Origin of the sequence: Pleurocapsa sp. CCALA 161, assembly GCF_003003995.1 — a bacterium.
In the GTDB taxonomy this organism is placed as follows: Bacteria; Cyanobacteriota; Cyanobacteriia; order Cyanobacteriales; family Xenococcaceae; genus Waterburya.
This window is the reverse complement of the sequence record NZ_PVWF01000005.1, coordinates 42,690-68,478: the sequence shown is the minus strand read 5'-3', so window position 1 is coordinate 68,478 and position 25,789 is coordinate 42,690. Positions and strand designations below refer to the sequence as shown.

Sequence of the window (25,789 nt, the reverse complement as noted above, 5' to 3'; positions counted from 1 at the left end):
ATTCTCATCAATCCTAGTTAATTGTTCTTAAAGCCGCGATTAAACTCTGGCAAGCATTAGTTAAGAAGTCCAGATTCAGAGTTTCAATGGTGTCACTAGCTTTGTGATAATGAGGATTGCGTAACATTGCCGTGTCCGTCACCATGATGGCGCGGTATTTTTGTTGCCAAAAGGGACGATGATCGCTAAATCCCGTAATCGGCACTAATTTGCCAGCGCTGGGATCGGGTAAGATTTCGATAGGAGTGCCATGGTGTTTCATTTGTTTACTGAGAGAATTCATGTCGAAGATAGCGGATAGGTTACCCACTAAGGCAATGAAATTGGCGCGGTCGCTATAAAATGGCTTAATCAGATCGGGATAAGTCTGAGAACCTGGGGCATGATTGCAATAACCGAGCATTTCTAAAGACAGCATAAGTCTTAATTTCTGCTCTTTGTCTTTGAGATATTTAGCATAGGCAGTGCTGCCTAACAAACCATATTCTTCTAGATCGAAGGCTACTAGTTTCACGGGGTACTTAAGAGGATTACTGGCAAATACCCGTGCCATTTCTAATAAAACCGCCACTCCCGTCGCATTATCATCTGCACCAGGAGTTCCTGGTACAGCGTCGTAATGTGCGCCAATTAAAATTGGTGGTAGATCTGAATTAGAAGCTGAATTCAAATTGAGAATTAAATTCTGATGAGTTTTGCCGTTAAATTTAAACTCATGAACTTCTACTGTTCCCCACTGTGTTAAAGTCTCACGAATATATTCCCTAACGAAGAAATGCCCCCCAGAATTAAGATAGGGATCTCTTTGCCGTACAATCTGGTTTAAATGATCGTGTAACTGTTGTTTTAATATCAAATTAAATTAGATTAAATTGCGTTTCCTACATATGTATTGTTAGGGCGAATGACCATTCGCCCCTACGTTAATTTAAACAACGATGATGCTGCTGTGGGCAGGAATAATCAATTCTAGTTTTTTGTTGGTAGTATTATGCCAGTTGATCCTCCCTGAACCATAGACTATTTTTTCTGGTTGAGACTGCAATTCGGTTACATTGAAAACAGCATCACACTGATTGGCACCAACATTTACAGCTACTAATACTTCTTCTCGATCCAGAATACGAGCAAAGACATATAAATTTTGCTCTGCATAAAGAGTTATATATATCCCTGTACGTAGAGCAGGATATTCATGACGTAAGGCAATAAGCTGTTTATAATCTTTTAAAATCTCAACATCCCAGTTTTCAGGTTCGGGGAAAGTGCGCCGACAATCAGGATCTTTTCCTCCCAATAAACCCACTTCGTCCCCATAGAAAATGCTGGGCGCACCAGGAAAAGTCATCATCAGCAAAGTTGCTAGCATAAAACTGCTTTTGTTTTCTCCCACCGCAGTTAACATGCGAGGAGTGTCGTGACTATCTAATAAATTGAGTTGAGCAAGCTGAATTTCCCAGTCATAAAGCTTAAGCAAAGCATCAATCCGAATGGCGTATTCAGTCCCAGAAATAGGTGGATAGGGTTTTAATTCCCCGTGACAAAATTCAGGTAGATAATTATCTCCTCCCGCAAAAGCGATCGCCGCTTCCGTGAAGCGATAGTTCATCACCCCGTCAAACTGTGTCCCATCTAACCAGGGAGTCGCATCCCCCCAGATTTCTCCCACAATATAGGCTTCAGGATTAACTGCTTTAACGCGATCGCGAAATTCTTGCCAAAATCCAGGAGCATCTACTTCGTTTGGCACATCCAAGCGCCAGCCATCAATACCCTGATGTAGCCAGTATTCAGCCACTTGCATGATATATTCCTTAACCTGGGGATTATTATGATTAAACTTGGGTAAAGCGCGATCGCCAATCCAGCTTTCATAGTTGGCAGGTTTACTGCCATCATAAGCAGACAAAGGCCAATCATAAATCGTGAACCAGTCTAACCAGGGTGAGTTTGATCCATTTTCTAAAATATCGCTAAAAAAGAAAAAGCCACGGCTAGCATGGTTAAACACCCCGTCTAGCACTATTTTGAGCTCTCGTTCATGAGCAGCTTCTATTAGGGCTGCAAAGGCTACATTGCCCCCTAACATGGGATCTATCTGATAATAGTCATGGGTATGATAACGATGGTTAGAAGCCGACTGGAAGATAGGAGTGAAGTAGATGGCATTTGCGCCTAAATCTTTGATGTAGTCTAGCTTCTTAATTACGCCCCACAGATTTCCTCCCTTATATCCCTGGTAAGTTGGCGTTGCGTCCCAACCTTCGTAGCTTGAAGCTTGCCATTGCCCTTTAATAGTAGATTCGCTTCTGGCAAAGCGGTCAGGAAATATTTGATAAAAAACGGCATTTTTGACCCAATTTGGTGTTTTAATCATGGCTCTTGGTTAATACTTGTTCTTGTTGGTGGAAGAGAGAGGCAGGAGGCAGATTTTCCTGATATTTATTAATTAATAACTTAATTATTAAAAAGCGATCGCCCGACCATCATCAACTGTAAAAAGATGGATTTTATCAGTATTTATACTCAACCATAGGCGATCGCCAATTCTTACTTGTCGATCTGGTGGTAGAGATACTGTCAGGATAGTATCGGGTTTTGGGATTAAGTGTGCCGAAATATAGGTTTCATTGCCTAACGCCTCGACTAAATCTATTTCAATTTGGAGATTAGATTCGCTTTCGCGATCAATAGTGAAATGTTGGGGGCGAATACCCAAGATGAGAGATTTTCCCTGACTGTGTTCTAGAGATTTTATCCAAATGGGGGGCAGATCCACAGCAAAATACGGGCTAACTAACTTGAGAGGAAATGCTAAATTTACTGGTAAAAAATTCATCGGTGGCGAACCAATAAACTCGGCGACAAAACGATTAGCAGGTCGTTCATAAATTTCTAAAGGCGGGGCAATTTGCTGAATTTGACCGTTGTTCATTACGGCAATGCGATCCCCCATGGTCATTGCTTCTGTTTGATCATGGGTTACATAAACTGTAGTTGTCTTTAGCTGTCGCTGTAGTTGGACAATCTGCGCGCGAGTTTGCGTCCGTAGTTTGGCATCTAAATTAGATAATGGCTCGTCCATCAAAAATACCTGGGGGTTACGGGCGATCGCTCTACCTAGGGCTACCCTTTGTTTTTGCCCTCCAGACAGTTCTTTAGGTAAACGATTTAATAAAGACTCAATCTGTAATAAACTCGCCACATAGCGCACCCGATCCCGTACATTCTTTTCTTTGGCTGACATATACCTCATCTGGCGAGGCAAATAACGAGTTGTCCCTGTTAACAAATTTGCCCACAAATTAGCCTGAATTTTGCTTTTACTAGCTGTTTTCGAATCTCTCCGTAAGCCAAAGGCAAGATTATCGTAAATATTTAGGTGGGGATACAGGGCATAATTTTGGAACACCATGGCAATATCCCTCGCTTTGGGGGGTAAATTATTAATTAAGCGATCGCCAATCATAATATTCCCTCCAGTTAAGTCTTCCAACCCCGCCAGCAAACGTAATAGGGTACTTTTTCCACAGCCTGATGGCCCAACCAAGACTAGAAACTCCCCATCTTCAACGGTAAAGTTAATATTACGCAGCACACTAACTGGCTGAGATTGATCTTTGCTCAAAGCAATGTCTGCTGTTTGCAATTCATCAGCCCGATTTGCCTTTGCGCGATAGCTTTTGTAGACATTTTCAACTACGACCTGTGCCACTATTAAACCTAAAATAAATTAAATAAAGTAGATATCATGAGCTTTGCTTAGTAATGTTAGCATTAGCTATTTAATCTCTAAAGTAGGCTCAGACAAATCACTACGCATTGAGATGGTGATGGCTTAATGAAGTTTTCGGAGTTACTGATTAAACTAGGAAATTCAGTTTTAAGTAGCAAAAAGTAGGAAATTAATTTTATGTCGGCAAAATTTTCGCCACCATATCAACCCTTATTACTGCGTATACTTCACGGTTTAACTGGCTTCAGTGCGATCGCAGCAATAGCTACTGCTTTTTGGACATACAATACCTACGATGGACGCTGGGGGCGCATACCCTTGCCTAAATTTGAGGCAATTGAAGGCATTCACGGAACTTTTGGGCTTTGGACTCTACTTATTTTCCCTTTTTTTGTCGTCTATGCTTTTAATCGAGGTCAACGAAGATTAATTCAGTCCAACTCCTTAAATAAACTAGCTCAAGTGGGTCAACCAATCTGGTGGTATACCCTGCATCGCTTAGTCAATACCATCAGTATTTTGAGTCTAACTTTTGCACTTTTTTCTGGCAAGATGATGAGTGAAAAGTGGCTACCTCAAGGAGAACTTAATCATTTCTGGTACTCTGCTCATCTTGTTGCTTGGCTAATTTTAGTAGTGGCGATCGCTCTTCATCTCTTAATGAGTATTAAGGTTGGTGGCGTTCCTCTAGTTTTATCGATGCTCAATTGGCGATTTCGTAGTCAAGATAGTCCTGCTTTGTGGCGTGAACATCTTCTTCATTGGCGCAATAATTTGAGTATTACCTTAGTTAAGCAATGGTTATCTTTTTCTTTGCTTAAAATTTTAGAAATTTTGGTCTTAATAACTCTTGCCTTAGCTTGGATCATTTCACTAATTAAAGAACTTAGTTAATTATCGTCTAAAGTGCATAGTGCAAAGTTAAGCTGCCTTGTAAACGTAGTACAATTGATCGGCAACATTCCTTGATTTGATTTCGATGCTGAGATGAAAATTATCTGCGCCTCATTTGACCTAAAAGATCATCTTTCCCTTGTCAGTCGTGCTGTTCCTTCTCGTCCAGAACCCGCTGTTTTAGGGAATGTTTTGATTCAAGCCAGCCAAAGTAGCCAAAAAGTGAGTTTGACTGCTTTTGATGGCAGTTTGGGCATTAAGACGAGTTTTAATGCTGAAGTTGATACAGGTGGCAGTATTACCCTCCCTGCTAGGTTATTAAATGATATTGTCACTCGTTTACCAGAGATCGAAATTACCTTAGAAGTCCCTGAATCTGAACTAGAAGAAGCGCGAAGTGGCGTTGCGCGGACTGAGCAAGAAGCTAATTTTGTGACGACAATTAGTTCCACATCAGGTCAATTTCAACTAACAGGCATAGATGCGACTGAGTTTCCCGAACTTCCTACTATTGACCCAGAATCTCAAAAGATAGAATTGCCTATAGCTATCCTCAATCAAGGTTTGCGGGGATGTTTATTTGCTGCTTCGACGGAATTATCCAAACAGATCTTAACAGGAGTTCACTTAAAAACTCAGGATGTTGGTAAAGGCGGCGGGGATATTTTAGAATTTGCGGCTACAGACAGTCATCGTTTGGCGGTAGTTGCCACTAACCTTAATGATTTGGCATCAGAGTCTACTATTGAGCTACCTCAGCTAGCTGTAACTATTCCTGCTAAAGCGTTGCGGGAACTAGAAAGAATTGTCAGTAATGCGGCTGAAAACGATATGGTCAAAGTGAATTTTGATGAACAGGTGATGGTGTTTGAATATGGCGATCGCCTTTTAACCAGCACCAAAATCTCAGGAGATTACCCTGCTTATGGTCAGTTGATTCCCCAAAAATTTAGTCGCGAAATTATCCTCGATCGCAAACGTCTTATTTCTAGTTTAGAATTGGTGGCAGTTTTGGCACAGAAAAATAACTTGGTCAAATTCAGCCTGCATAACGATAATTCAGAACTAGTCGTCTCCGCAGATGCTCAAGATGTAGGTAACGCTGAACAGTCTCTACCCGCTGAGATTATAGGAGACGATATTGAGATTGCTTTTAATATCAAGTATTTGATGGACGGATTAAAAGCTATACCCACCACCGAAATTAAAATGCAGTTAAATGAAGGTCATCAGCCAGTTATCTTTAGTCCTTTGGGTGGTTTGACCATGACTTATCTAGTCATGCCTGTACAACTAAGAAATTAGTATTTCGATAGATTAGCTCAAACCTAGGTATTTTTTAACTCAGAAAAGTATAAATCCTTCCTTTAGGAGAAGTCTAAAACAGAAATCGCACTTTTGAACAGTATAGCGATACGCACTTATATTAACCTGAGTTCGGGATTAGCTCAAATCCTTATTTTGAAGGTATTTAAAAAATACTATTTTCCGTTCTTCTTTCATAGTAGAGTTGCCATCCAAACTATCTCAAAAGCTATTAGCTTAGAACTTAGAGCTTACAGCTATCTCCACCAATTAATCTGCTTAACCCGAACTCAGGTTATATTAGGACAATCGTTACTTGTTACTTGTTACTCGTTACTTGTTACTTGTTACTTATGAGCAAATAACTTTAATATGTCCTAACCTAATCTTGCACCGCTATATTGGTTCACCAAGGCAATTTAGTCCCATCCCAAGAAAAAAATTCACCACTATCTTTAAGAGATAAATCTGAGATAACTTGAGATAAAAGAGTTACCGTATGTTCGACAGAGAATAGCTTATCCAGTGGCACGTTTTTCTGGAAGGGTTGAGAAAGTTGAGTATCGGTAGTACCTGGGTGCAGTGCTACCACAATAGTTTTAGGACATCGACGACTATATTCGATCGCTGTAGTCTTAAGAAACATATTTAAAGCTGCTTTGGAAGCACGATAACCATACCAGCCGCCTAAACGATTATCGCTAATACTGCCCACTTTGGCGGAAATACTCGCAAAAATGCTGGTTTCAGTCTTGTTAAATAAAGGCATCAAGTGTTTAGCAAGTAATACCGCACCGATACTATTAACCTGAAAAGAATAGATTAAATTCTCAGCATTAATTTGTTTGAGACTTTTTTCTGGAGTTAGATTTTGATCGTGCAGTACTCCTACGCAATAGATTGCCAGATGTATTTGTTTGACTGATTGCTGGATTTGCTGAACGGCTGCTGCTATGTCCGATTCTGCGGTAATATCAACCTGAAGACATTTTAGGCGGTCGCCAGATTGACTGGCTAAATCTAGTAATTGCTTGGCTGTATCTGGATTACGGTAGGTAGCAAAAATATGTTGAATATGTTCCTGCTGTAAAAGCGATCGCACGAACCCAAAGCCAATCCCTTGACTTGCACCAACTACTAAAGCGTTGGCTTGATTAATTTCTGATAGCACTGAGTATTGATTCTGAATTTTGTTAGATCGTTTTTGATTAGCTCTAAGCATTAAGGCACTTATCAATTAATCATAAACAGTAGAAATCAATAATTTCGAGCATTGCCTGAAATTTGTGTAAATTTTTGTAAAAGACAGCGATAAAATGCCGAAATCCTCCAAAATTCAGACTAAGACTAATAAATTAATGCAAAGATACTAATAAGCATCATTTAATTTAAATTAAGGAAATTGTTATAAGATATGATTCCGTTGCAGTTAACTTTAAAAAACTTTCTAAGTTATCGAGATGCAACTTTAAACTTCAAAGGGTTGCACACTGCCTGTATCTGTGGGGCAAATGGTGCAGGGAAGTCATCTTTATTAGAAGCAATTACCTGGGTAGTGTGGGGCAAAAGCCGTGCAGCGACGGAAGATGATGTGATCAATGGTGGGGGAAGCAACGTTCGGGTTGATTTTGACTTTAGCTGCAATAATCAAGTTTATCGGGTTATTAGATCTCGCACTAGAGGAAGAAGTAGTTCTTTAGAATTTCAGGTAGAGACAGAATCGGGAAACTTTAGAGCGATTACGGCGAAGGGATTGCGGGCAACTCAGGACGAGATTATTGCTTGTTTAAAGTTAGACTACGACACCTTTACGAATTCAGCCTATTTACGTCAGGGGAGGGCAGATGAATTCATGTTACGTCGTCCTAGTGAAAGGAAGCAAATTCTGGCAGATTTATTGAAGTTAGATCGCTATGAACAGTTGGCGAGTCAGGCAAAAGATACGGCAAAGGAGTATAAAGGCAAGCTGGAACAGCTAAAGCAGAATTTAGAACCATTGGAACTTGAACTTGCTAAAAGAGAAGAGATTGCAGCAGAATCAGCACAGATTAAGCAAGATTTAGGCGAATTACAGACTTCACAAGATAGCGATCGCCTTAGTTTACAGCAGCTACAGGCAGTAGAGTATCAGCGACAGACTTGGGCGAAGCAGTTAACTATGCAGCAGAGTCAGCATCAGAATTTAGCACAAGATTGCGATCGCGCGACAAAAGATATTCAAGGTATCAAAGCACAACTGGCATCTTTAGATAGTTTAATTGCCCAAGCAGCCGAAATTACTCAAGCATATAATCAATTAATAGCTTGGCAAGCAGCAGAAAAAGACTTGTCCTCCAAGTTCAATGCTCATCAAGAAGCCCAACAACAAAGACAACAGCTAGAAAAACAGCTATCTCAACAAAAAAACCAGCTAAATCTAGAGATTAATCAAATTCAAACTCGTCTTGAAAGTATTGAACAGCAAGAACAGGAAATCACCAAGACTTTAAGAAAATCTGTAGAGGTAGAATCAGCGTTGGCAAAGCTAGCCAAAGCTCGTCAGCAGCTAAACGAGTTAGATCGACTACAGCAGTACATTTCTCCTTTGCTTCAGCAAAAAAACACTTTAGAACGAGAGATTAATCGCGAAGAAGCCAAGTTAGCAGCAAAGCTAGAACAGCTACACAGCGCTATCCAAAAGTTAGCCTTAGATATTGATCGAGTTCCCCAACAGCGCAATCAATTGTTAACAGTAGATGCTCAAATTGGCGAACTAGAAAAAAAGCGAATTTATCGCGATCGCGTTAAAGAAAAAGGTACAGAAAGGAGGACATTCCAATCTAAACTCCAAGAAAATCAACGCATCTATGAACGGCAGATACACGAAATTCAGCAAAAACTGGAAATGCTCGATACCCCAGGTGCGAACTGTCCACTATGCGAGCGTGAATTAGACGAACATCATCGTCATCAGGTGGTAAATAAGACGCAAAAACAACAGCAGGATATACATGAACAGATTTGGGTAATCCGCGAACAATTATCTACCTGCGATCGCGAAATACAGTTACTGCTTCAAGAACACAAAGAAATATCTAACGAAATTTCTACCTACGATACTCTACAGCAGCAATATGGACAGTTAGAAGCCCAGCTAGAAGCTACCGAAGCCATCTACGATCAGCTCAGGGTAACTCAAGAAGAAAGAGATAGTCTAGAGCGATCGCTGCAAAATGGTCACTATGCTGAGGAATTACAGGCACAAATCAAGCGCTTAACTGAGGAACTTGCCAACCTCAATTATGATGAGCAAACCCATGCTTTAGTTAGGGGGGAAGTTAAGAGCTTACATTGGGCAGAAATCAAGCAGGCAAAGATTGAAGATGCGAAAAAGCGACAGGCAAAGTTAGACGAGCAAAAGCCCCAACTTCTAACAGCAATAAGCGATCTACAGACTAAATTAGAAAAGCTGCACATTGACTCTCCAATCCAACAGCAAATTAATTTACTTGATCGCCAAATCAACGATTTAGGTTACGATCGCACAACTCACCAAAACCTGTTAGATTCTCTGCGTCAATCACAATCTTGGCAGTTAAAATATCAAGAATTACAGAAAGCTAAACAAGAATATCCTCAGATTCAAGCCAAATTAAGAGAATTAGAGCAACTTCTCCAGGCGAGACTAGAGAGCAAACAAGCAAGCTACCAACAACTACAGGAACATCTGGCGCAGCAAGATAATATTGCCGATCATCGTCAGGAAATTAACACCCTAGAACAGCAAATTCAGCAGCGCCGTCAGCAGCTAGACGAACTTATTTCCCGCAGTGGTAGATTGCAACAGTCTTTAACTCAGATTGAGCAGCTTCAAGTTCAATATCAAGATACGGGTAAACAACTCCAAGATTATGAAAAACAACATCGCATTTATCAAACCTTAACTCAAGCCTTTGGTAAAAATGGTATTCAGGCACTAACTATTGAAAACATTCTGCCTCAGTTGGAAGCCGAAACCAATCAGATCTTGGCTAGATTAACGGGGAATCAATTTCATGTGCAGTTTCTTACTCAAAAAGCTTCTAAGGGAACATCCCAGAAAAAAACCAAGCTAATTGATACTCTAGATATCGTCATCGCTGATGCTGGTGGCACTCGCCCCTATGAAACCTATTCTGGCGGGGAGGCGTTTCGGATTAACTTCTCAGTACGTCTAGCTTTAGCCAAACTACTAGCGCAAAGATCGGGAACGTCTCTACAAATGTTGATTGTAGATGAAGGCTTTGGTACTCAGGATGCGGAAGGGTGTAATCGTTTAGTAGGAGCGATTAATGCGATCGCTTCAGATTTTGCCTGTATCCTGACAGTGACTCATATGCCTCAGTTTAAAGAAGCTTTTCAAACTAGGATTGAGGTTTATAAAGACGAAAAGGGTTCTAGTCTACAGGTATCTAACTAACCTGAACAATAGAGGTTACGTACGCATTGATAATCCCTGGCTATATATTCTATCTATAATCAAACAAACAGTTTACATAAAATGATTTGAGGCAACGATTCTATGACTTATCTTTTCGATACACTTAATTCTGATGCTGGTAACGAATCTACTGAAGGCAATGATCTGATTACGGGTTTAAAAGACCATGAATATGTTGTTAATTTATCTAGCACTACAGAAAATTTTTCAACTGAAAATACGTCAGGTATCGAAGCTGATGCAATCTCAGAAACATTACTGCCAATAATTAACGATCTAGTTGAGCAGGAAGACTTAAACCTCAGCGAGACTGAAATCAATAATATTTTAGTTGAAGCCAATGATTTTATTAACAATAATTTTTCTAGTAGCGATTTAGATAATTTATTTTCTAACAATGCAACTGATACACCTGTTGAGCCATCAGAAAATGAGCCTTTTGATAAAATATACATCTTTGGAGACAGCTTTTCTGATCCTGGTAATATCTTTAATAGCAGTACCTTTTTGCAGCCATTTGAAGAACTGTTAGGTCGCGATATTCCTGTCACTCCCCCAAGTCCGCCTTACTTTGAAGGTCGTTTTTCTAATGGTCCAGTTTGGACTGAAAATTTGGAAAATGATTTAGGTCTAACTTCTACTCCTGCTAGTGAGTTGTCAGTATTTAATCCTGCACTGCCTATACCTTCTCCCATTACTATTACTCCTGACGGTGTGGCAGCCAGTCCTTTTTTCAACGGTGCTACTACTACCCAAAGCGTTAACTTTGCTTACGGCGCTGCACAAACAGGAACAAATGGTGCTGGCGAGTTTGGCGATTTAATTCCTGGAGTAACAAGTCAGGTTGACTCATTTATCAAAGATCATCAACAAGTACAGCAATCTGCCGATCCTGAAGCTCTATACGTTATCTGGGCAGGTGCTAATGATTATTATACTAATGGTGGCGACCCCGAAGCAACTGTTGACAACTTAGAAACATCTATCGAAAGCCTTTATGATACTGGCGCGCGTAATTTTCTAGTTGCCGATTTACCAGATTTGGGCAAACTACCTGCTGTTACAGGGTTAGATAATCCACAAGTTGCCGACGCTCTGACTAATTTTACTGAGCAACATAACTCTTTGTTAGCTGGAACGTTGAACGAACTGGATAACTCTCTTAATGAGATTAACCTAGTACCTTTAGATGTTAGCGGTCTTTTTGAAAACGTTCTTACCAATCCAGAAAATTTTGGTTTTACTAATGTCTCAGATCCATTCTTAGACCCTGTTACTCTTAATCCTAGTAGTAGCAACCCAGACGAATATCTATTCTGGGATGATACTCATCCAACGGCTGCTTTTCACGATCTGCTCGGTGATTTTGCTTTAGATACCTTGATGTCCACAACGACATTGACCACTGAAAATGCTACGATTTAGTGTTTTGTAAGTAAAGAGTAAAGAGAAAGCGATCGCCTTTAACTCTTTAACATAAACTAAAGAAAGTAGATCGCCAAAAAAGCTCGCAAATTTGAAAATAGTTATTATGAAGTTTGTTGAGCGATCGCTGTACCCAATAAGCAAGTTCTTTCCATGGTTGCACCATCCAAATTGCTGCCTTCTAATTCCGCACAGAGTAAGTTTGCTCCAGTTAAGTTTGCCCCAGCCAGGTTTGCTCCGCGCAAATCAGCTTCTTCAAGATTAGTCTCACTCAGGTTTGCCCCCTGGAGATCTGCCTGAGATAGATTAGCACCTTTAAGGTTGGCACTGTTGAGGTTAACACCCCGCAAATCTGTCCCTCTTAAGTCCACTCCTTTAAGATTTACTCCAGTTAAGTTAGCTCCACTCAAAAATGCCCCTGATAAAGAAGCTTGGGCTAATTTTGCGCCCATCAGGTTTGCCCCTCGCAGATTGCTACCCCGTAAATCAGCACTACTTAAATCTGCCTGCATTAAATTCGCCCCTAATAGGTTCGCCCGTAGATCAGTACGCTGGAGATCTGCCTGCATTAAATTTGCCCCATCCAGTCTTGCTCCTTTGAGATTAGAGCGCGAAAAATCTGTGCCGACCAAATTAGCTCCCGCTAGATTAATTTTTTCAAGTTGGCAATCAGCCAAATCTTCATCTTCCAAATCTATTCCTGGAAAGTTCTTTTCTTGTCCTGCGCGAATGGTATCTACGGTCATTATTTATGTTTTATTGTATATTTTATTTTGGGTTTTATTTTTTGTTAAATAGTCTAAGAAGTTGTTTTGTTTTTATTCTCGCTACCAGAATCTACTAGCCACATCCCCGTAGCAATTTTGGGTCGATAAGCCTGAAGGCTCATTCCCTGTTGCATTCCCATCACCAGGAGCGATAAAGCATCTAATAACTTGGGATCGTATCGCTTGCCAGCTAGTGCTTGACAGTCTGTTAAAGCCTTGACGGTGGGATTCTTGTCAGTCGAATATTGCTTATAAGCCTTCATTTTTTGCTGAAAATCTGCTAGCAAGCAAATAATCCGCGACTCTAAAGGAATCTCATCATAGGCTAACCCTGCGGGAATACCTGAGCCATCCCAAGCTTCTCTTTGATGGGTCAAAATCTTCGAAACAGCTTCTAACTGGGGCATAACTCGCAATACGGAGGCTTTAGGAGCAGATTGATCGGCTAAAGTTTCTGCTTGAACTGGCGATTGCGAAGCATTCCCAGAGCCTAATCGCTGATTGCGTCTAGTTACATCTGGTAAACCTACTCGATGTAGTAAGCCAGATAAATACAACCTTTTAGCCTGCCATGCAGGTAGATCGAGCAATTGAGACATTGCTTCTGCCATTGATGCTACTTCTGAGGCTGCCATGGGATTGCTAACGTCGGTAGCATCCAATAATTGAGCCATCCGCAGAAACGCCTGCATTTCATTGGAAACAATATTTTCGCTTAAATCTTGGAAGCCTTTAAAGTTCCCCGTTTGTTGTGGTTGATTTAATGTTTTATGGGAGTCTTGGAGATACTTAATTACCTGAGAAACCACCGCATCTAAATCATCTCTTTGTCTAGTAGCAGATTCAGCAGTCATTTTGGCAACTTTAGTGGTCATCATCTGGGCTAGTGGAGGGTCATATTTACTCACATGATCGATCGCCAATTCTACACTTTCCTTCACTAATTCTGGTTCAAATGTCCAAAAGCCATAGAATTTACGTTCTAAATCTGTTTTGGGCTTGTTGTCACCATAGTCTGCATCGGATAATTCCTGACACAGCACCATTGCCGTATAGGTTGGCGAGAGAATCATCAAATGCCATTCTTCCGCCACAGGATCTTCTGGATTAAGCTGCACCAGCGCCACGTTTACCTTCTTGCTAGTAGGGTGGCTATCAAATCCCGCATCAGGGGCTGCCATCAGTACGACATGCTCTGACTTATCTGCCAAATCGCGATAACGTTCTGCTTCTTCTAGATACCATTTTCCACGCTGAAAAGCAGTCACCATTAGGGGGGGACTCTGGGAATCCAAAATGAAATCTTCTAAAGCATGACAGAGGGCAACCAAAGTATTTTTGTAGTAAACTCCAAGGTTTAGCGGTTGCGCGCTATGATGATGAGCCTCTTCTAATCTTTGTAATATCGAACCTTCCAGCATAGTAGATATTTAGTAGTTAGTTAGTTAAATTTCAAGTGGGATCCCAAGGCTACACGGAGTGTAATCCGAAGGCTACACTTTTGATTAATTTATATTTGTTTTTATTTGTTTTTAAACGGCAGTAGTAATTCTCTGCTGTTCTGATTTTACAGGAGCAGTCAAGGCTTCTTCGAGAGGAGCTTTCCCCAACTTATTTTCTAAGATTTGCATGACCTCCCGTCCAAAATCGTTAGGATTTTGGTTCCAAGCTTGAAGACATACTTCACCAAAAAAAGAACCAAACGGCTCAGGATTCCACAAGAGCTTTTTAGCCGTCCAAGGCATTAGGCTCATGGGATTATATCCAGGTTTGAGAACTTGATGATCTAGGGCATACTCTTCTAAATGAGTATGGGGCTGTAAACCAATAAAGAAAATTGCTGGCTCAACTTTCTCTTGCCCAAAAATTGCTTCTAGCTCTCGATGATAAGCAATGGTTTGTCTAATTGTTTCGTAAGTTTCATCAATCACATTAAACGAGTAATTAACTGACACCAAGTCGTTAAAGCCTGCTGCCTTTAAGTCACGGCAATTTTGTAAGACAGTCCGCAGATTATACCCCATTCTCATTTTACGCACCAACTCTTGCGAACCGCTAGTAATACCAATTTCAAAATAGTTCATGCCAGTTTTGACCATCAGTTCTGCCAATTCAGGAGTTACGTTATCAGCACGAATATAAGCTGCCCAATGAATGTCTTCCATGCCTGAATCAATAATCTTTTGTAGCAAGGCGATCGCATCAGGAATATACTTTTTAGCAGGAATAAATTGAGCATCGGTAAACCAGAAGTTGCGAATACCTCTGTTGTAAAGCTGACGCATTTCTTTGACTACTTCGTCAGCAGGATTGATTCGTACCTGCTTACCCTCAACTACGGTATAAACGCAGTAGCAGCAGTTATGAGGACAGCCTCTTTTTGTCTGTACCCCAATATAGAAATCATTTTCCTGGAGGTAATAGTCAAATTCTGACCAAACTGTAGCGATATAATCGTAATTGCAGGCGCTTTTTTCAAAGGGAGTAGGCCACTCGTGGATCAGTCTTTCTCTAATCTGATTTTCTCCGACTACGTAGCAACGTTCGTCTCGAAACTCTTGATTATTCAAAATTTTAGTTAGCAACTGTTCCCCTTCGCCCACTGAAACAATTGTACCATTTGGCAGCGATTTTTGTAGCTGCTCATAAAATACGCTCACTGCACCACCGCCCACCACCACACGGGCTTCTGGATGATGCTGCTTGGCTCTATTTAATCCCCGTTTAATCAGATTATTATTGCGCCATAGCTCTCCATAGTAAGCAGATGCTACCTTAAACCCGCCTAAAGCACCTCTTAAGCGAATCAGAGGATTTTTGGCATAGTAAAATTCAAAGGCGTTTTGCAAAGGATTTCCACCTCTTCCGCCAACGGGAGCATAAATCTGAATATCTCGCCAGGAAAATACGAGTAAAGATGGCTTAAATTCATCAACACAGCGATCCAAAGCTTGATTAAAGTCTAGCGGAGGAACTGTTCCCAAATCAAAGATTTTTTGCTCAACTTCAGGAAATAGTTTGTGTACATGATCTGCCAGATACACAACTCCAATTGGAAATATGGGGTTGCAGGGCAAACGAACATAGAGAATGCGCTGAGTCATAAGTGAGAATTATGGAATTATTATTGACAATTTTCATGAGTTGAATCTGGGGATACTTTAGAAGTTTCCTCCCACGGGCGCTCATAAATTATTTATATAACTTAACTTTAGCGAGATTATCTGCCACAATCAACCAGGGTTCAATCATATTTTGGATTTTTCAGGCTGTAACTAACAATCAACGGCGATGTAATTAAGCGAAAAAAATAAATTTGTATAGATTGATTCCTAATTTTTTACAGGTGTTAGTTAGGATAGGAGAATTATTTAAAAATAAAAATTTTATTAAAATATAAATTCACAAAAAAATTATAATCAAAAGATAATCAAAATATCTATTGGTAGTTTGTTTTACAAATTGCTGGGATCAAAAAATGTTAGGTTATTTATATCAATAAAAAGTATTTTTTACCTAGCATTATTTAATAGTTATGTCTCAAACCTTAGATCCTTTTCCTCGTGATCAAAACAACAGCATTCTTTGTTGTTATGTAAACGCTACCAGTCAGATCCAGATAGCGCGTATTACTAATATTTCGAACTGGTATTTTGAGCGAGTAGTATTTCCTGGTCAGCGATTAGTGTTTGAAGCACACGAAAACGCAGTTTTAGAAATTCATTCGGGAATGATGGCAAGTGCTATTTTATCCGATACAATTCCCTGTATTAAGCTTAAGCTGAAAAATACCGAAGAGGAGCAAGATCGCCCGAAAACTCAGAAAGTGGCAGATATTGAACAAACTGGGAATACTTCTCTTTCTCTCGGCAAAATAGACATGGCAGCATCAGTTCGTTTTGCTGTATAAAATACGAATAAAGGCAATATCCTCAATAAAATTAAAGATGACAAAGATGACTATGTGGGGTTATTATTCCTAACAACCCTGTTGGTTGTGGTAAGTTAAAAGAACTAAAGCTCGTTAGTATAAGACAATACTCAATTAGTAAACTTGAATTTACCTTCATTTCTCTGGCTCTGGAAAATTGCTGCTTGGGCAATGGGTGGAGCGATCGCTTTTTATCTGCTGCTTTTTGCTTCAGGAGCATTAATGTTTTATGGGCGTGTAGCTAAAATTGGTCGTCCACCTTGGCTCAGAAATGCTCACTATTTTGGGGGCATTATTCTTGTTTTTTTAGTGTTCCTGTTGCTGGCGATCGGTGTTGTCGGTACAGTAGGCTACTATGGCAGTCTGGGGCATTCCGATCACCTGTGGTCGGGCTTATTTGTAGTGGGTTTAATTTGCCTTTCCGCTTGGAGTGCCAATCAAATTAGTTCTGATAATGATTGGGCGCGATCGCTCCATATTACGATCAACGTCATTTTATTTGTCGGATTAGCCTACGTATCTTGGACAGGTTGGTTAGTGGTGCAGAAATATTTATAAAAGATTTTAATTTATTTGCCCATCATCTAGACAAGAAAGAGTTTGAAACTCAATAACTAGAAAATAGCAAAAGGCGAACTAGGAAATATTCCTGTCGCCTCCATTTACAGTTAAATTTAGTTACTGACTGTCTATAACAATCACTGATTAACAAACTAGAAATTATATTGCGCTCCAATCTGTAGGCCAAATGCATCTACACCTTTGCTATCAGTTTCTCCTTGGACGACAGTACCATTTTCGCCAATTTGAGGCACATCGAAAGCACCAAAAATATTTGTATACCTCGCTTGTCCAATAATGTCGACTTTATCTGAGACAGGATAACCAACTCCAGCTTTCACTTGCAAAGCAAATCCAGTTCCAGAATCATCACTTAATGCATCACCAAGATCTCCGCCAAAGTTAACATTACCTACGCCAATACCAGGGCTAGCGAATATGTAGAGACTTTGATCGTTAGTTTTGTCTAAAGTATAGGTAAATTTGGGGCCAACAAAAAAGTTAAAAGAACGATAAGATCCATCGAGAGGATCGGCATTACCGAAATAAATAAGTGCTTCTGCATCAGCACTAATAAGCTCGCTAAAGTTATACCCACCATATATACTGCCACCAAATCCAGTACCAGGATTCACTCGCTGTAATGTAGTATTTCCACCTGCTGTTACTGGCACGTTAAAATTATCAATTTCGCTAGGGAAGAATATACCTAGAGTTCCTCCAACATAGTATTTGCTGTCAACGCTACTGCTACTACTACGAGTGCGCCGAGTTCTGGTTCTTCTGGTTTGAGCAATTTCATCGCCTTGCTCTTGGAGATTAACGTTAAAGTTATTACATTCTACGCCAGACTGACAGGAAACTTTAAGGCTCTCATAGTCTTTTGTATCTTGTGCCTGAGCAGCTAAGGGAAAACCTGTAGCCAAAATAATTGCTAAAACAGCAGTTTTAATATTTAAACTTTTCAAACTTTTCATACTTTTCACACCACGCATAAATTGTTGCTAGACATAAAGACATAGTTAGACTAACTATGAATGTTATATTATGCGATATGCGCTAGAAAAAACTCATACATTAGACAGATTTTCAACTGTTTGTTGTGCCTACTGTGGTACAGTTTTTGAGACGATAGTTAAGCTATTTTATAGTTAAGCAAATCTTAATGAATCGATTTAATATTCGTCAAGCTGAAGTGGATGATGTTCCGCAGATTTTTGGTTTGATTAAGGCATTGGCAGAATATGAGAAATTGAGCCATCAGGTGACAGGTTCGACAGAGCAGTTAAGAAAGCATCTATTTGGCAAGCGTATTTATGCAGAGGCAATCATTACCGAAATCGAGGATACAATCGTTGGTTTTGCTTTGTTTGTTCCTAATTACTCAACTTTTTTGACCAAACCAGGACTTTATCTAGAAGATTTATTTGTGTTGCCAGAATACCGCCGTCAGGGAATAGGAAAAGCAATGTTGTCTTATTTAGGCAGGTTAGCCATTGAGAGAGAGGCAGGAAGATTAGAGTGGAGCGTTTTAGACTGGAATCAAAGTGCGATCGCTTTTTACCAAAGTTTGGGAGCAAAAGTATTGCCTGATTGGCGTATTTGTCGTGTTACTGATGAAGCATTAAAAGCCTTAGCAACCATCTCTTAAACATTATGGAAATTAAACTTATTCCTGTCTTATCAGATAACTATATTTTTGTGCTGTGGGATCGGCAATTAAAAGTTGCTGCGGTAGTCGATCCTGCTGTAGCGAAACCCGTGATTGAATATCTTCAATCAATTGATGCTAAATTAATTGCCATCTTGAATACTCATCATCATGGAGATCACGTTGGAGGAAATAAACAGTTAGTTAAACAGTTTGCCGATCTTTGTGTTTATGGTGGCGCAGAAGATCGAGGCAGAATACCTCAGCAACAAGTCTATCTTGCAGAAGGAGATACAGTAAAGTTTGCTGACAGGATAGCTCAAGTCTTTTTTATTCCAGGACATACTCGCGCTCATATTGCTTATTATTTTCCGCCGACAGGAGCTAACGAGATCGGTGAATTATTTTGTGGTGATACGATTTTTGCTGGAGGATGTGGCAGATTATTTGAGGGAACTCCCGCACAAATGCTCAATTCCATCGCTAAACTACGCCAGCTTCCCAATCAGACTCGTGTTTGGTGCGCTCATGAGTATACATTAAGTAATCTTAAGTTTGCCTTGACGGTAGATCCTGATAATCGAGACTTAGCAGCTAGATATGAAAAAGTACAACAAGCTCGAAGTCAAGGTTTAGCTACTATACCTTCTTGGTTGGGGGAAGAAAAGCAGACCAATCCTTTTTTGCGTTGGGATACTCCTGCCTTACAAGCTGCGGCCAAGATCAATGAACCTGTAAGGGTTTTTGGGCGTATTCGCGGCATGAAAGACCAATTTTAAATTTAAACAACATTAAACATCTACTTGATAATTAAGTTTTAGTTCATCTCCAGGGACACCTCGGATACCCCAATTTTCTTGAGGTGTTTCAAAAATGGTGACTTCTAAATCTTGTGATTCAATGTGAGCGGTTTCCGCAATTTTTTGATACAGAATACGAATTAAATTCTTTTTGGCTTCAATAGAACGACCTTTAAACATGCTAATTTCAATAATTGTATAGTCATTACTGCGATCGCTAGGAAAAATAAAGTTTTCTGGCTCAAGCATAATAAAACGCTGAAATCTTTTTTGCGTTGGTGTGCCAATCGTCTCCATTAATGCTGCATGAATGGCATGGGACAAAGCAAGGCGCTTTGGTTCAAGATTTTTTTGTAGTCCGTAAACTTTAATCTGTGGCATTTAGGCGATTTAATTACATTAATATTAATTAAGCAAATTGAAATAGATAGCTAAAGGTAAAACAATAAAGCCCAGTGCAATCAAAATAGCTAAAATAAGAGCGATCGCATAAACTACAGGACTAATTTTTGAGTTAAGCACACCAATTGATTGCCAAGCACTCCAGATTCCGTGGCGCAAATGCAAAGCCAAGACAATCATTACTCCTGCATAACCGAAGGCATAAACAGGGTTGTGAAACTTTTCCATCACTAAGCTTGATAGATCTCGCATCTCCACTCCATCAATCACAGTGGAGTAATATGCCCCAAATTTGAAAGTTGCTAGATGTAAGGCCAAAAATCCTAATAGCACTATGCCAGTAATTAACATGCTGCGGGAACTAATTGACTGTCTACTAGGTGTTCCTACGCTTTTTAACTGGCTATAGGCAACTGGTCGAGCTTTAAGGGTGTTTAGCCGAATGCTAATGCCGACTACTGCGTGAAAAATGGCGATCGCCAATAAGATCAACTCAATTAGATAAAGTAAAATCCCCAAGCTATCAATAAAATGAGCAAGCTGATTATAGGCTTTAGTTCCAGCAAACAAGGTCAGGTTGCCCACCATATGAACGAGGACAAATAAAGTTAAACCAAGTCCTGTAATCCCTGTAATGATTTTTTTACCGACAGGAGAAGTATAAAAGTTAACTAGTTTTGGGCGATCGCTGCTAATAGTCATGAAGCTGTACTGTAAAGGCTAAATTTTATTGTATTGCCAAACAAAAAGAGGACACTAAAAACTGCGTCCTCTCACTCTAAATTATGACTGGGATTGTTGCCATCTTTAAAATTAAAACAGCGATTGCTTGAATAAAGGAGCAAAGCTTAGAGCTTTGAACTAGACGGAGGTAAGAGTCTTGGACTCAGTTACTTCTGGACTATCGGCTTCTGAAGGGGGTACTACCTGCCAGAATTGACCAAGATAATGATCCCAATCTTTTAAAATAGCCTGACCTTTAGCACTACCAGTTTTCGCAACGTGCTGTTCGATCATTTCTTGAAGTTGTTTTGCTCCCACCTGAGATTCAACTCGCTGTACCTTAACTATTTCAGTGTTTACCTTGCTAGGAAAACTATTGTTTTCATCGAGGAAATAGCCTAAACCACCCGTCATCCCAGCACCGACGTTGCGACCAACTTCACCCAAGACGACAACTAAACCGCCTGTCATGTATTCACAACAGTGATCTCCTGCACCTTCGATCACTGCTTTGCCCATGGAGTTACGTACGGCAAATCTTTCTCCTGCCCGCCCATTAGCATAAAGCGCGCCACCAGTTGCGCCATAAAGACAGGTATTGCCAATAATTACGTTAGTTGCAGCATCATAAGTAGACTTGCTACTAGGAGCAATAATAATTTCGCCACCATGCATTCCTTTGCCAACATAATCGTTAGCTTCACCCGCAATAATCATGTTCATTCCAGGTAAATTAAATGCACCAAAGCTTTGACCAGCCGAGCCTTTAAAGATCAAAGTAATTTCACCAGCAAAGCCACTATTGCCATACTGGGAAGCGATCGCTCCAGAAATCCGACCACCAACACTACGGTCAGTGTTTAAAATAATTAAGTCTTTAGCTACTCTACCATGATCGGCGATCGCTGCTAGAACCGCTTCATCTGCTAAGATTTCATCGTCTAATACTGTCTCGTTAGTATGAACATCTCCATGCTTTAACCAGCTTCGATTTGATTTGACGCTAGGTAACTCGATCAGGCAACTTAGATCTAAACCATTAGTTTTAGCAATTTGAACTTCAGTATTACGCACTAAGAGATCGGTACGGCCAATAATCTCATCCAGACTGCGATAACCTAGTTTTGCTAAAAGCGATCGCACTTCCTCGGCCACGAAGAAAAAGAAGTTAACCACATTTTCGGGAATACCTTTAAAACGATCTCTTAGGTGCTGTTGTTGTGTTGCCACCCCTACAGGACAGGTATTCATGTGACAAACTCTTGCCATAATGCAGCCTTCAGCAATCATCGCGATTGAACCAAAGCCATATTCCTCTGCACCCATCAAAGCAGCCATCACTACATCCCAGCCAGTTTTTAACCCACCATCAGCACGGAGTAAAACGCGATCGCGCAGTTGATTTTGCAACAGCACTCGATGTACTTCCGTTAGCCCTAACTCCCAGGGTACTCCTGCGTGTTTGATCGAACTTAGAGGTGATGCTCCTGTTCCTCCATCATGACCCGAAATTTGGATGACATCGGCATTGGCTTTGGCTACCCCTGCGGCAATTGTCCCGATGCCAATTTCTGCCACTAACTTAACCGACACTTTGGCTTGAGGATTGATTTGGTGGAGATCGAAAATTAACTGTGCCAAATCTTCAATGGAATAGATATCGTGGTGGGGAGGAGGCGAGATTAAAGTCACCCCTGGCTTAGAACGTCTTAAAGAAGCAATATAAGGACTAACCTTTTTCCCTGGTAGTTGTCCTCCTTCTCCTGGTTTTGCCCCCTGAGCTAGCTTTATTTCTAGCTGTTGAGCGCTCATTAAGTACTCTGGCGTTACCCCAAAGCGTCCTGATGCCACCTGTTTGATTGCTGAGTTAGCAGTGTCGCCATTGAGCAAGCCATTGAGATGAGGTAGTGTGGGGGATTTTCCATCTGCGCCTACATCATCTAAAACTTTGAAGCGGATCAAGTCTTCGCCACCTTCCCCTGAGTTTGACTTTCCGCCAATACGATTCATTGCTACGGCTAGGGTTTCATGAGCTTCGCGAGATAGTGAACCCAAGGACATCCCGCCAGTACAAAAGCGTTTCAAGATACTCTCTACCGATTCTACTTCGTCTAGAGCAATAGATTGGCGATCGCTGTTAAAGTCTAATAAATCTCTGAGTGCCGTTGCTGGTCTTCCGTGTAGATGCTGCTTGTAAAGCTCGTAATGGTCGTAATCTCTGCTTTCTACCGCCTTGTGTAAAGCCTTCGACATTTCAGGGGAGTTCATATGATATTCTCCACCTTTTTTATATTTAACAAAGCCATAGTTTTCCAGCTTTTTATCCAAAAGTTCAGGAAAAGCTTTGTGATGAAAAGCAATTACTTCTTGAGCTAACTCAGCTACCGTCAAACCACCTAAACGAGAAGTTGTTCCTGTAAAAGCAAGATTGACCAAATCCATCCCCAAACCTAAAGCTTCAAAAATCTGCGCTCCATGATAGGAAGATAGTAGAGAAATTCCCATCTTAGAAAGAATCTTTAATAACCCTGCCTCGATCGACTGACGATAGTTTTGCTGTGCTTTAGCCAGGCTAATGGCTTCAATGCGCTCATTTTCCATCAGTTTTTGCGTCTTCGGATTATTCCACCATTGACGTACACTTTCTAAAGTCAAATAAGGACAGACAGCCGATGCGCCATAACCAATCAGGCAAGCAAAATGATGGGTACTCCAACACTGAGCAGTATCAACCACTAATGAAGCTCTTAAGCGCAATCCTCGCTCAATTAAGTGATGATGCACTGCGCCTACAGCTAATAATGGGGGGATGTAGCTATATTCAGAGCTTATATTTTCCGCCGCAGGGCGATTTCCCTCTGGGAATGCTTCGCGATCGCTTAAAACAATAATTTCTACTCCCGCTTTAACCGCAGCGATCGCCTCTTGACACAGTTGAGCCACTGCATCCTTAAGACCATCAGGGCCAGTGACAATATGATATAGAGTTGAAAGAGTCTGAGTCTTTAACCCAGAAGAGGCGATCGCTGTTAATTCTTCATCATTTAACACAGGAGACTCTAACTTCAACAACCTAGCATCTTCAGCCTTAAGATTAAGTATGTTGCCTTTGCCTCCAAGCTGCATGGACAAAGACATTACTAAACTTTCCCGTAAAGGATCGATTGCGGGGTTGGTTACCTGGGCAAATCTTTGCTTGAAGTAGTCATAAAGCAGTCTTGGTTTATCTGAAAGTACCGCTAAAGGAATATCATCTCCCATACAAAAGGTGGGTTCTTTCCCATTGATCGCCATCGACTGAATAATCAGCTCAAGATCTTCTGCCGTATAGCCAAAAGCAGTTTGATAACTCAACAGTTGCTCCGCAGTTAACAAGTTTTCTCTGCCAAATTCCTGAGCAGCAATTGTTTGGCGATGTTGCTCGATCCATTTTCCATAGGGATTTGCTTTAGCTACTCTTTGTTTTACTTCCCAATTACGCAACACTTCTTTAGTTTGAAGATCGACCACAATGGTTTGACCAGGACCTAGGCGACCTTTTTCTACTATTTCTTCATCAGGAATACCTACCACTCCTGTTTCTGACCCTACAACTACATAACCATCTTTAGTAATCGTGTAGCGAGCAGGACGCAGACCATTACGATCTAAAGCTGCCCCTACAGTTTTGCCATCACTAAATACTAATAGAGCAGGCCCATCCCATGGTTCTTGCTGTCCACTGTGATATTCATAAAAGTCCACAATTTCGGGATACTCTGCCAAAGAAGGCTGATTTTGGTATGCTTCTGGCACGAGGATCATGGCTGCTTCGGTAATACTCCGACCTGTTCGCACCAATAATTCCATGGCACTGTCTAAGTTATAAGAATCACTGTTATCATTGTTGACAATTGGTGTTAATCCCTCAATCTCATCGTGAGTCCAGCCTGGTAGAGTTACCTCATTGTTGGCGATTAATTCTTTTTCTCGGTTAGACATCCAGTTAATATTGCCTAACAGAGTATTAATTTCGCCGTTATGACCCAAAATCCTCATTGGTTGAGCAAAGGGCCATTTAGGCATGGTGTTGGTACTAAAGCGACGATGATAAACAGCAAAACTGCTTTCGTAATCTGCATTAGCTAGATCTTGATAAAACTCACCCAAAATAACTGCTCGTACCATGCCTTTATAGACAACAGTACGACAGGAAAAAGAACAAATATAAAAATCGTCCGAGAGTTTCTTGCCGATGCGCGATCGCGCAATATATAATTTTCGCTCTAAATCATCTCCCCTTAACCCATCAGGTGAACTCACCACAATTTGCTCAATATGAGGTTGGTTATCTCTCGCCTGTTGTCCCAATACTTCAGGACGCACAGGAACTTCCCTCCAGCCCAATATCTGTAAACCTTCTGCTCTTACTACTTTCTCTATGTATTGTTTTAATTCAGCAATTTTCTCACTAGCTTGAGGTAGAAACACCATTCCCACTCCCCATGCTTCTGCTTCAGGCTGAGTAATCTCATTTTGAGCAAACCAATCAGTAAAAATCTTTGCAGGTAAGGCAGTCATGATCCCTGCACCGTCTCCCGAATCGCGATCGGCACTACACCCACCACGGTGTTCCATGCATCCCAATGCTTTTAAAGCCTGTCTAACAATTTTGTGACTTTGACGACCATCTTGATAGGCAATAAAACCTACTCCACAAGCGTCTCTTTCTTCTACTAGCCATCGTTGACCTGAAAATGGCTTAGTCGATAAATCTTGCTGAGATACTATATTAGTATTATTACTGCTATTTAAAATTTTCATTTCTTGCTCGCTCATACAGATGTAATAAATTGTTAGAGATAACCTTTTGCAGAATGGGTGCTATTTAAAATTTTTCTGGAGTAAGTTAAAGACTCTTTAATAACTTTTGGCTTGTCATTATATTTGGATAGACTTGATCTCCAGACTATTGATGAGGGGTACAAAGTATCGGTATATTTTTATACCGATACTTTTAAGGATTTGCCTGCGACGCTTGCGCTAAATGTAAACTACAGAATAACGCCCATCAAAAAGTACTAGACGTTGAATCGAGAAGGCTAGCTAATCTTACGATATTAGCTAGCTTTACATAAAGTAAATATACAAAAATT

At 40.6% G+C, this 25,789-nt stretch carries 19 protein-coding genes; 8 read left to right on the top strand and 11 right to left on the bottom strand.

Annotation, left to right across the window (positions count from 1 at the left end; all coding sequences use genetic code 11):
• Nucleotides 1–13: 13 nt before the first annotated feature.
• The 3 genes from C7B62_RS02505 to C7B62_RS02495 all read right to left on the bottom strand — a co-directional run bounded on the left by C7B62_RS02505 (nt 14) and on the right by C7B62_RS02495 (nt 3,715).
• Nucleotides 14–856: a M28 family peptidase gene (locus C7B62_RS02505; protein ID WP_199194035.1), complete on the bottom strand. Its 843-nt coding sequence runs from the start codon at nt 854–856 to the stop codon at nt 14–16.
• 72 nt (nt 857–928) lie between these two features.
• On the bottom strand, nt 929–2,377 hold the full coding sequence (locus C7B62_RS02500; RefSeq protein WP_106233033.1) for a glycoside hydrolase family 13 protein: 1,449 nt from the start codon (nt 2,375–2,377) through the stop codon (nt 929–931).
• A gap of 87 nt (nt 2,378–2,464) precedes the next feature.
• Entirely contained in the window at nt 2,465–3,715 is a 1,251-nt protein-coding gene (locus C7B62_RS02495) for an ABC transporter ATP-binding protein (RefSeq protein WP_106233032.1), read from the bottom strand.
• Between the two features lie 198 nt (nt 3,716–3,913).
• Here C7B62_RS02495 and C7B62_RS02490 point away from each other — a divergent pair, with 198 nt between their 5' ends.
• Together C7B62_RS02490 and dnaN are read left to right on the top strand one after the other, a co-directional pair.
• On the top strand, nt 3,914–4,630 hold the full coding sequence (locus C7B62_RS02490) for a cytochrome b/b6 domain-containing protein (RefSeq protein ID WP_106233031.1): 717 nt from the start codon (nt 3,914–3,916) through the stop codon (nt 4,628–4,630).
• Between the two features lie 93 nt (nt 4,631–4,723).
• On the top strand, nt 4,724–5,935 hold the full coding sequence (gene dnaN / locus C7B62_RS02485; protein ID WP_106233030.1) for a DNA polymerase III subunit beta: 1,212 nt from the start codon (nt 4,724–4,726) through the stop codon (nt 5,933–5,935).
• Nucleotides 5,936–6,341: 406 nt separating this feature from the next.
• On the opposite strand, the gene C7B62_RS02480 is transcribed toward dnaN, so the two are convergent.
• Entirely contained in the window at nt 6,342–7,157 is an 816-nt protein-coding gene (locus C7B62_RS02480; protein ID WP_106233029.1) for an SDR family NAD(P)-dependent oxidoreductase, read from the bottom strand.
• A gap of 192 nt (nt 7,158–7,349) precedes the next feature.
• Here C7B62_RS02480 and sbcC point away from each other — a divergent pair, with 192 nt between their 5' ends.
• Together sbcC and C7B62_RS02470 are read left to right on the top strand one after the other, a co-directional pair.
• Nucleotides 7,350–10,373, top strand: coding sequence for an exonuclease subunit SbcC (gene sbcC / locus C7B62_RS02475; protein WP_106233028.1), 3,024 nt, complete (start codon nt 7,350–7,352; stop codon nt 10,371–10,373).
• A 102-nt stretch (nt 10,374–10,475) separates the two neighbouring features.
• Nucleotides 10,476–11,819, top strand: coding sequence for an SGNH/GDSL hydrolase family protein (locus tag C7B62_RS02470; protein ID WP_106233027.1), 1,344 nt, complete (start codon nt 10,476–10,478; stop codon nt 11,817–11,819).
• Nucleotides 11,820–11,923: 104 nt separating this feature from the next.
• On the opposite strand, the gene C7B62_RS02465 is transcribed toward C7B62_RS02470, so the two are convergent.
• From C7B62_RS02465 to C7B62_RS02455, 3 genes are all read right to left on the bottom strand, one after another.
• Nucleotides 11,924–12,565, bottom strand: a complete 642-nt coding sequence (locus C7B62_RS02465) for a pentapeptide repeat-containing protein (protein WP_106233026.1) — start codon at nt 12,563–12,565, stop codon at nt 11,924–11,926.
• A 53-nt stretch (nt 12,566–12,618) separates the two neighbouring features.
• On the bottom strand, nt 12,619–14,007 hold the full coding sequence (locus C7B62_RS02460) for a DICT sensory domain-containing protein (RefSeq protein ID WP_106233025.1): 1,389 nt from the start codon (nt 14,005–14,007) through the stop codon (nt 12,619–12,621).
• Between the two features lie 111 nt (nt 14,008–14,118).
• Nucleotides 14,119–15,690, bottom strand: coding sequence for a photosystem II high light acclimation radical SAM protein (locus C7B62_RS02455; protein WP_106233024.1), 1,572 nt, complete (start codon nt 15,688–15,690; stop codon nt 14,119–14,121).
• Nucleotides 15,691–16,121: 431 nt separating this feature from the next.
• Between C7B62_RS02455 and C7B62_RS02450 the strand changes: the two genes are divergently transcribed.
• Nucleotides 16,122–16,496 carry a DUF1830 domain-containing protein gene (locus tag C7B62_RS02450; RefSeq protein WP_106233023.1) on the top strand — a complete coding sequence of 125 codons (375 nt, stop codon included), beginning with the start codon at nt 16,122–16,124 and terminating at the stop codon, nt 16,494–16,496.
• A 144-nt stretch (nt 16,497–16,640) separates the two neighbouring features.
• The gene (locus C7B62_RS02445) at nt 16,641–17,075 is read left to right on the top strand and encodes a DUF4079 domain-containing protein (RefSeq protein ID WP_106233022.1); all 435 of its coding nucleotides are present in this window, start codon (nt 16,641–16,643) and stop codon (nt 17,073–17,075) included.
• Between the two features lie 155 nt (nt 17,076–17,230).
• Here the strand turns inward: C7B62_RS02445 and C7B62_RS02440 are convergent, their stop codons facing one another.
• On the bottom strand, nt 17,231–18,055 hold the full coding sequence (locus tag C7B62_RS02440) for an outer membrane beta-barrel protein (RefSeq protein WP_158260613.1): 825 nt from the start codon (nt 18,053–18,055) through the stop codon (nt 17,231–17,233).
• A gap of 188 nt (nt 18,056–18,243) precedes the next feature.
• Here C7B62_RS02440 and C7B62_RS02435 point away from each other — a divergent pair, with 188 nt between their 5' ends.
• Both C7B62_RS02435 and gloB read left to right on the top strand, forming a co-directional pair.
• Nucleotides 18,244–18,729 (top strand): GNAT family N-acetyltransferase, encoded by a 486-nt coding sequence (locus C7B62_RS02435; protein WP_106233020.1) that lies wholly within the window; start codon nt 18,244–18,246, stop codon nt 18,727–18,729.
• A 5-nt stretch (nt 18,730–18,734) separates the two neighbouring features.
• Nucleotides 18,735–19,508: a hydroxyacylglutathione hydrolase gene (gloB, locus tag C7B62_RS02430; protein ID WP_106233019.1), complete on the top strand. Its 774-nt coding sequence runs from the start codon at nt 18,735–18,737 to the stop codon at nt 19,506–19,508.
• A gap of 12 nt (nt 19,509–19,520) precedes the next feature.
• On the opposite strand, the gene C7B62_RS02425 is transcribed toward gloB, so the two are convergent.
• The 3 genes from C7B62_RS02425 to gltB form a co-directional block, all read right to left on the bottom strand.
• Entirely contained in the window at nt 19,521–19,910 is a 390-nt protein-coding gene (locus C7B62_RS02425; RefSeq protein WP_106233018.1) for a tautomerase family protein, read from the bottom strand.
• 24 nt (nt 19,911–19,934) lie between these two features.
• Nucleotides 19,935–20,633, bottom strand: a complete 699-nt coding sequence (locus tag C7B62_RS02420) for a succinate dehydrogenase cytochrome b subunit (RefSeq protein ID WP_106233017.1) — start codon at nt 20,631–20,633, stop codon at nt 19,935–19,937.
• Between the two features lie 159 nt (nt 20,634–20,792).
• Nucleotides 20,793–25,457 carry a glutamate synthase large subunit gene (gene gltB / locus C7B62_RS02415; RefSeq protein ID WP_106233058.1) on the bottom strand — a complete coding sequence of 1,555 codons (4,665 nt, stop codon included), beginning with the start codon at nt 25,455–25,457 and terminating at the stop codon, nt 20,793–20,795.
• Nucleotides 25,458–25,789 lie beyond the last annotated feature (332 nt).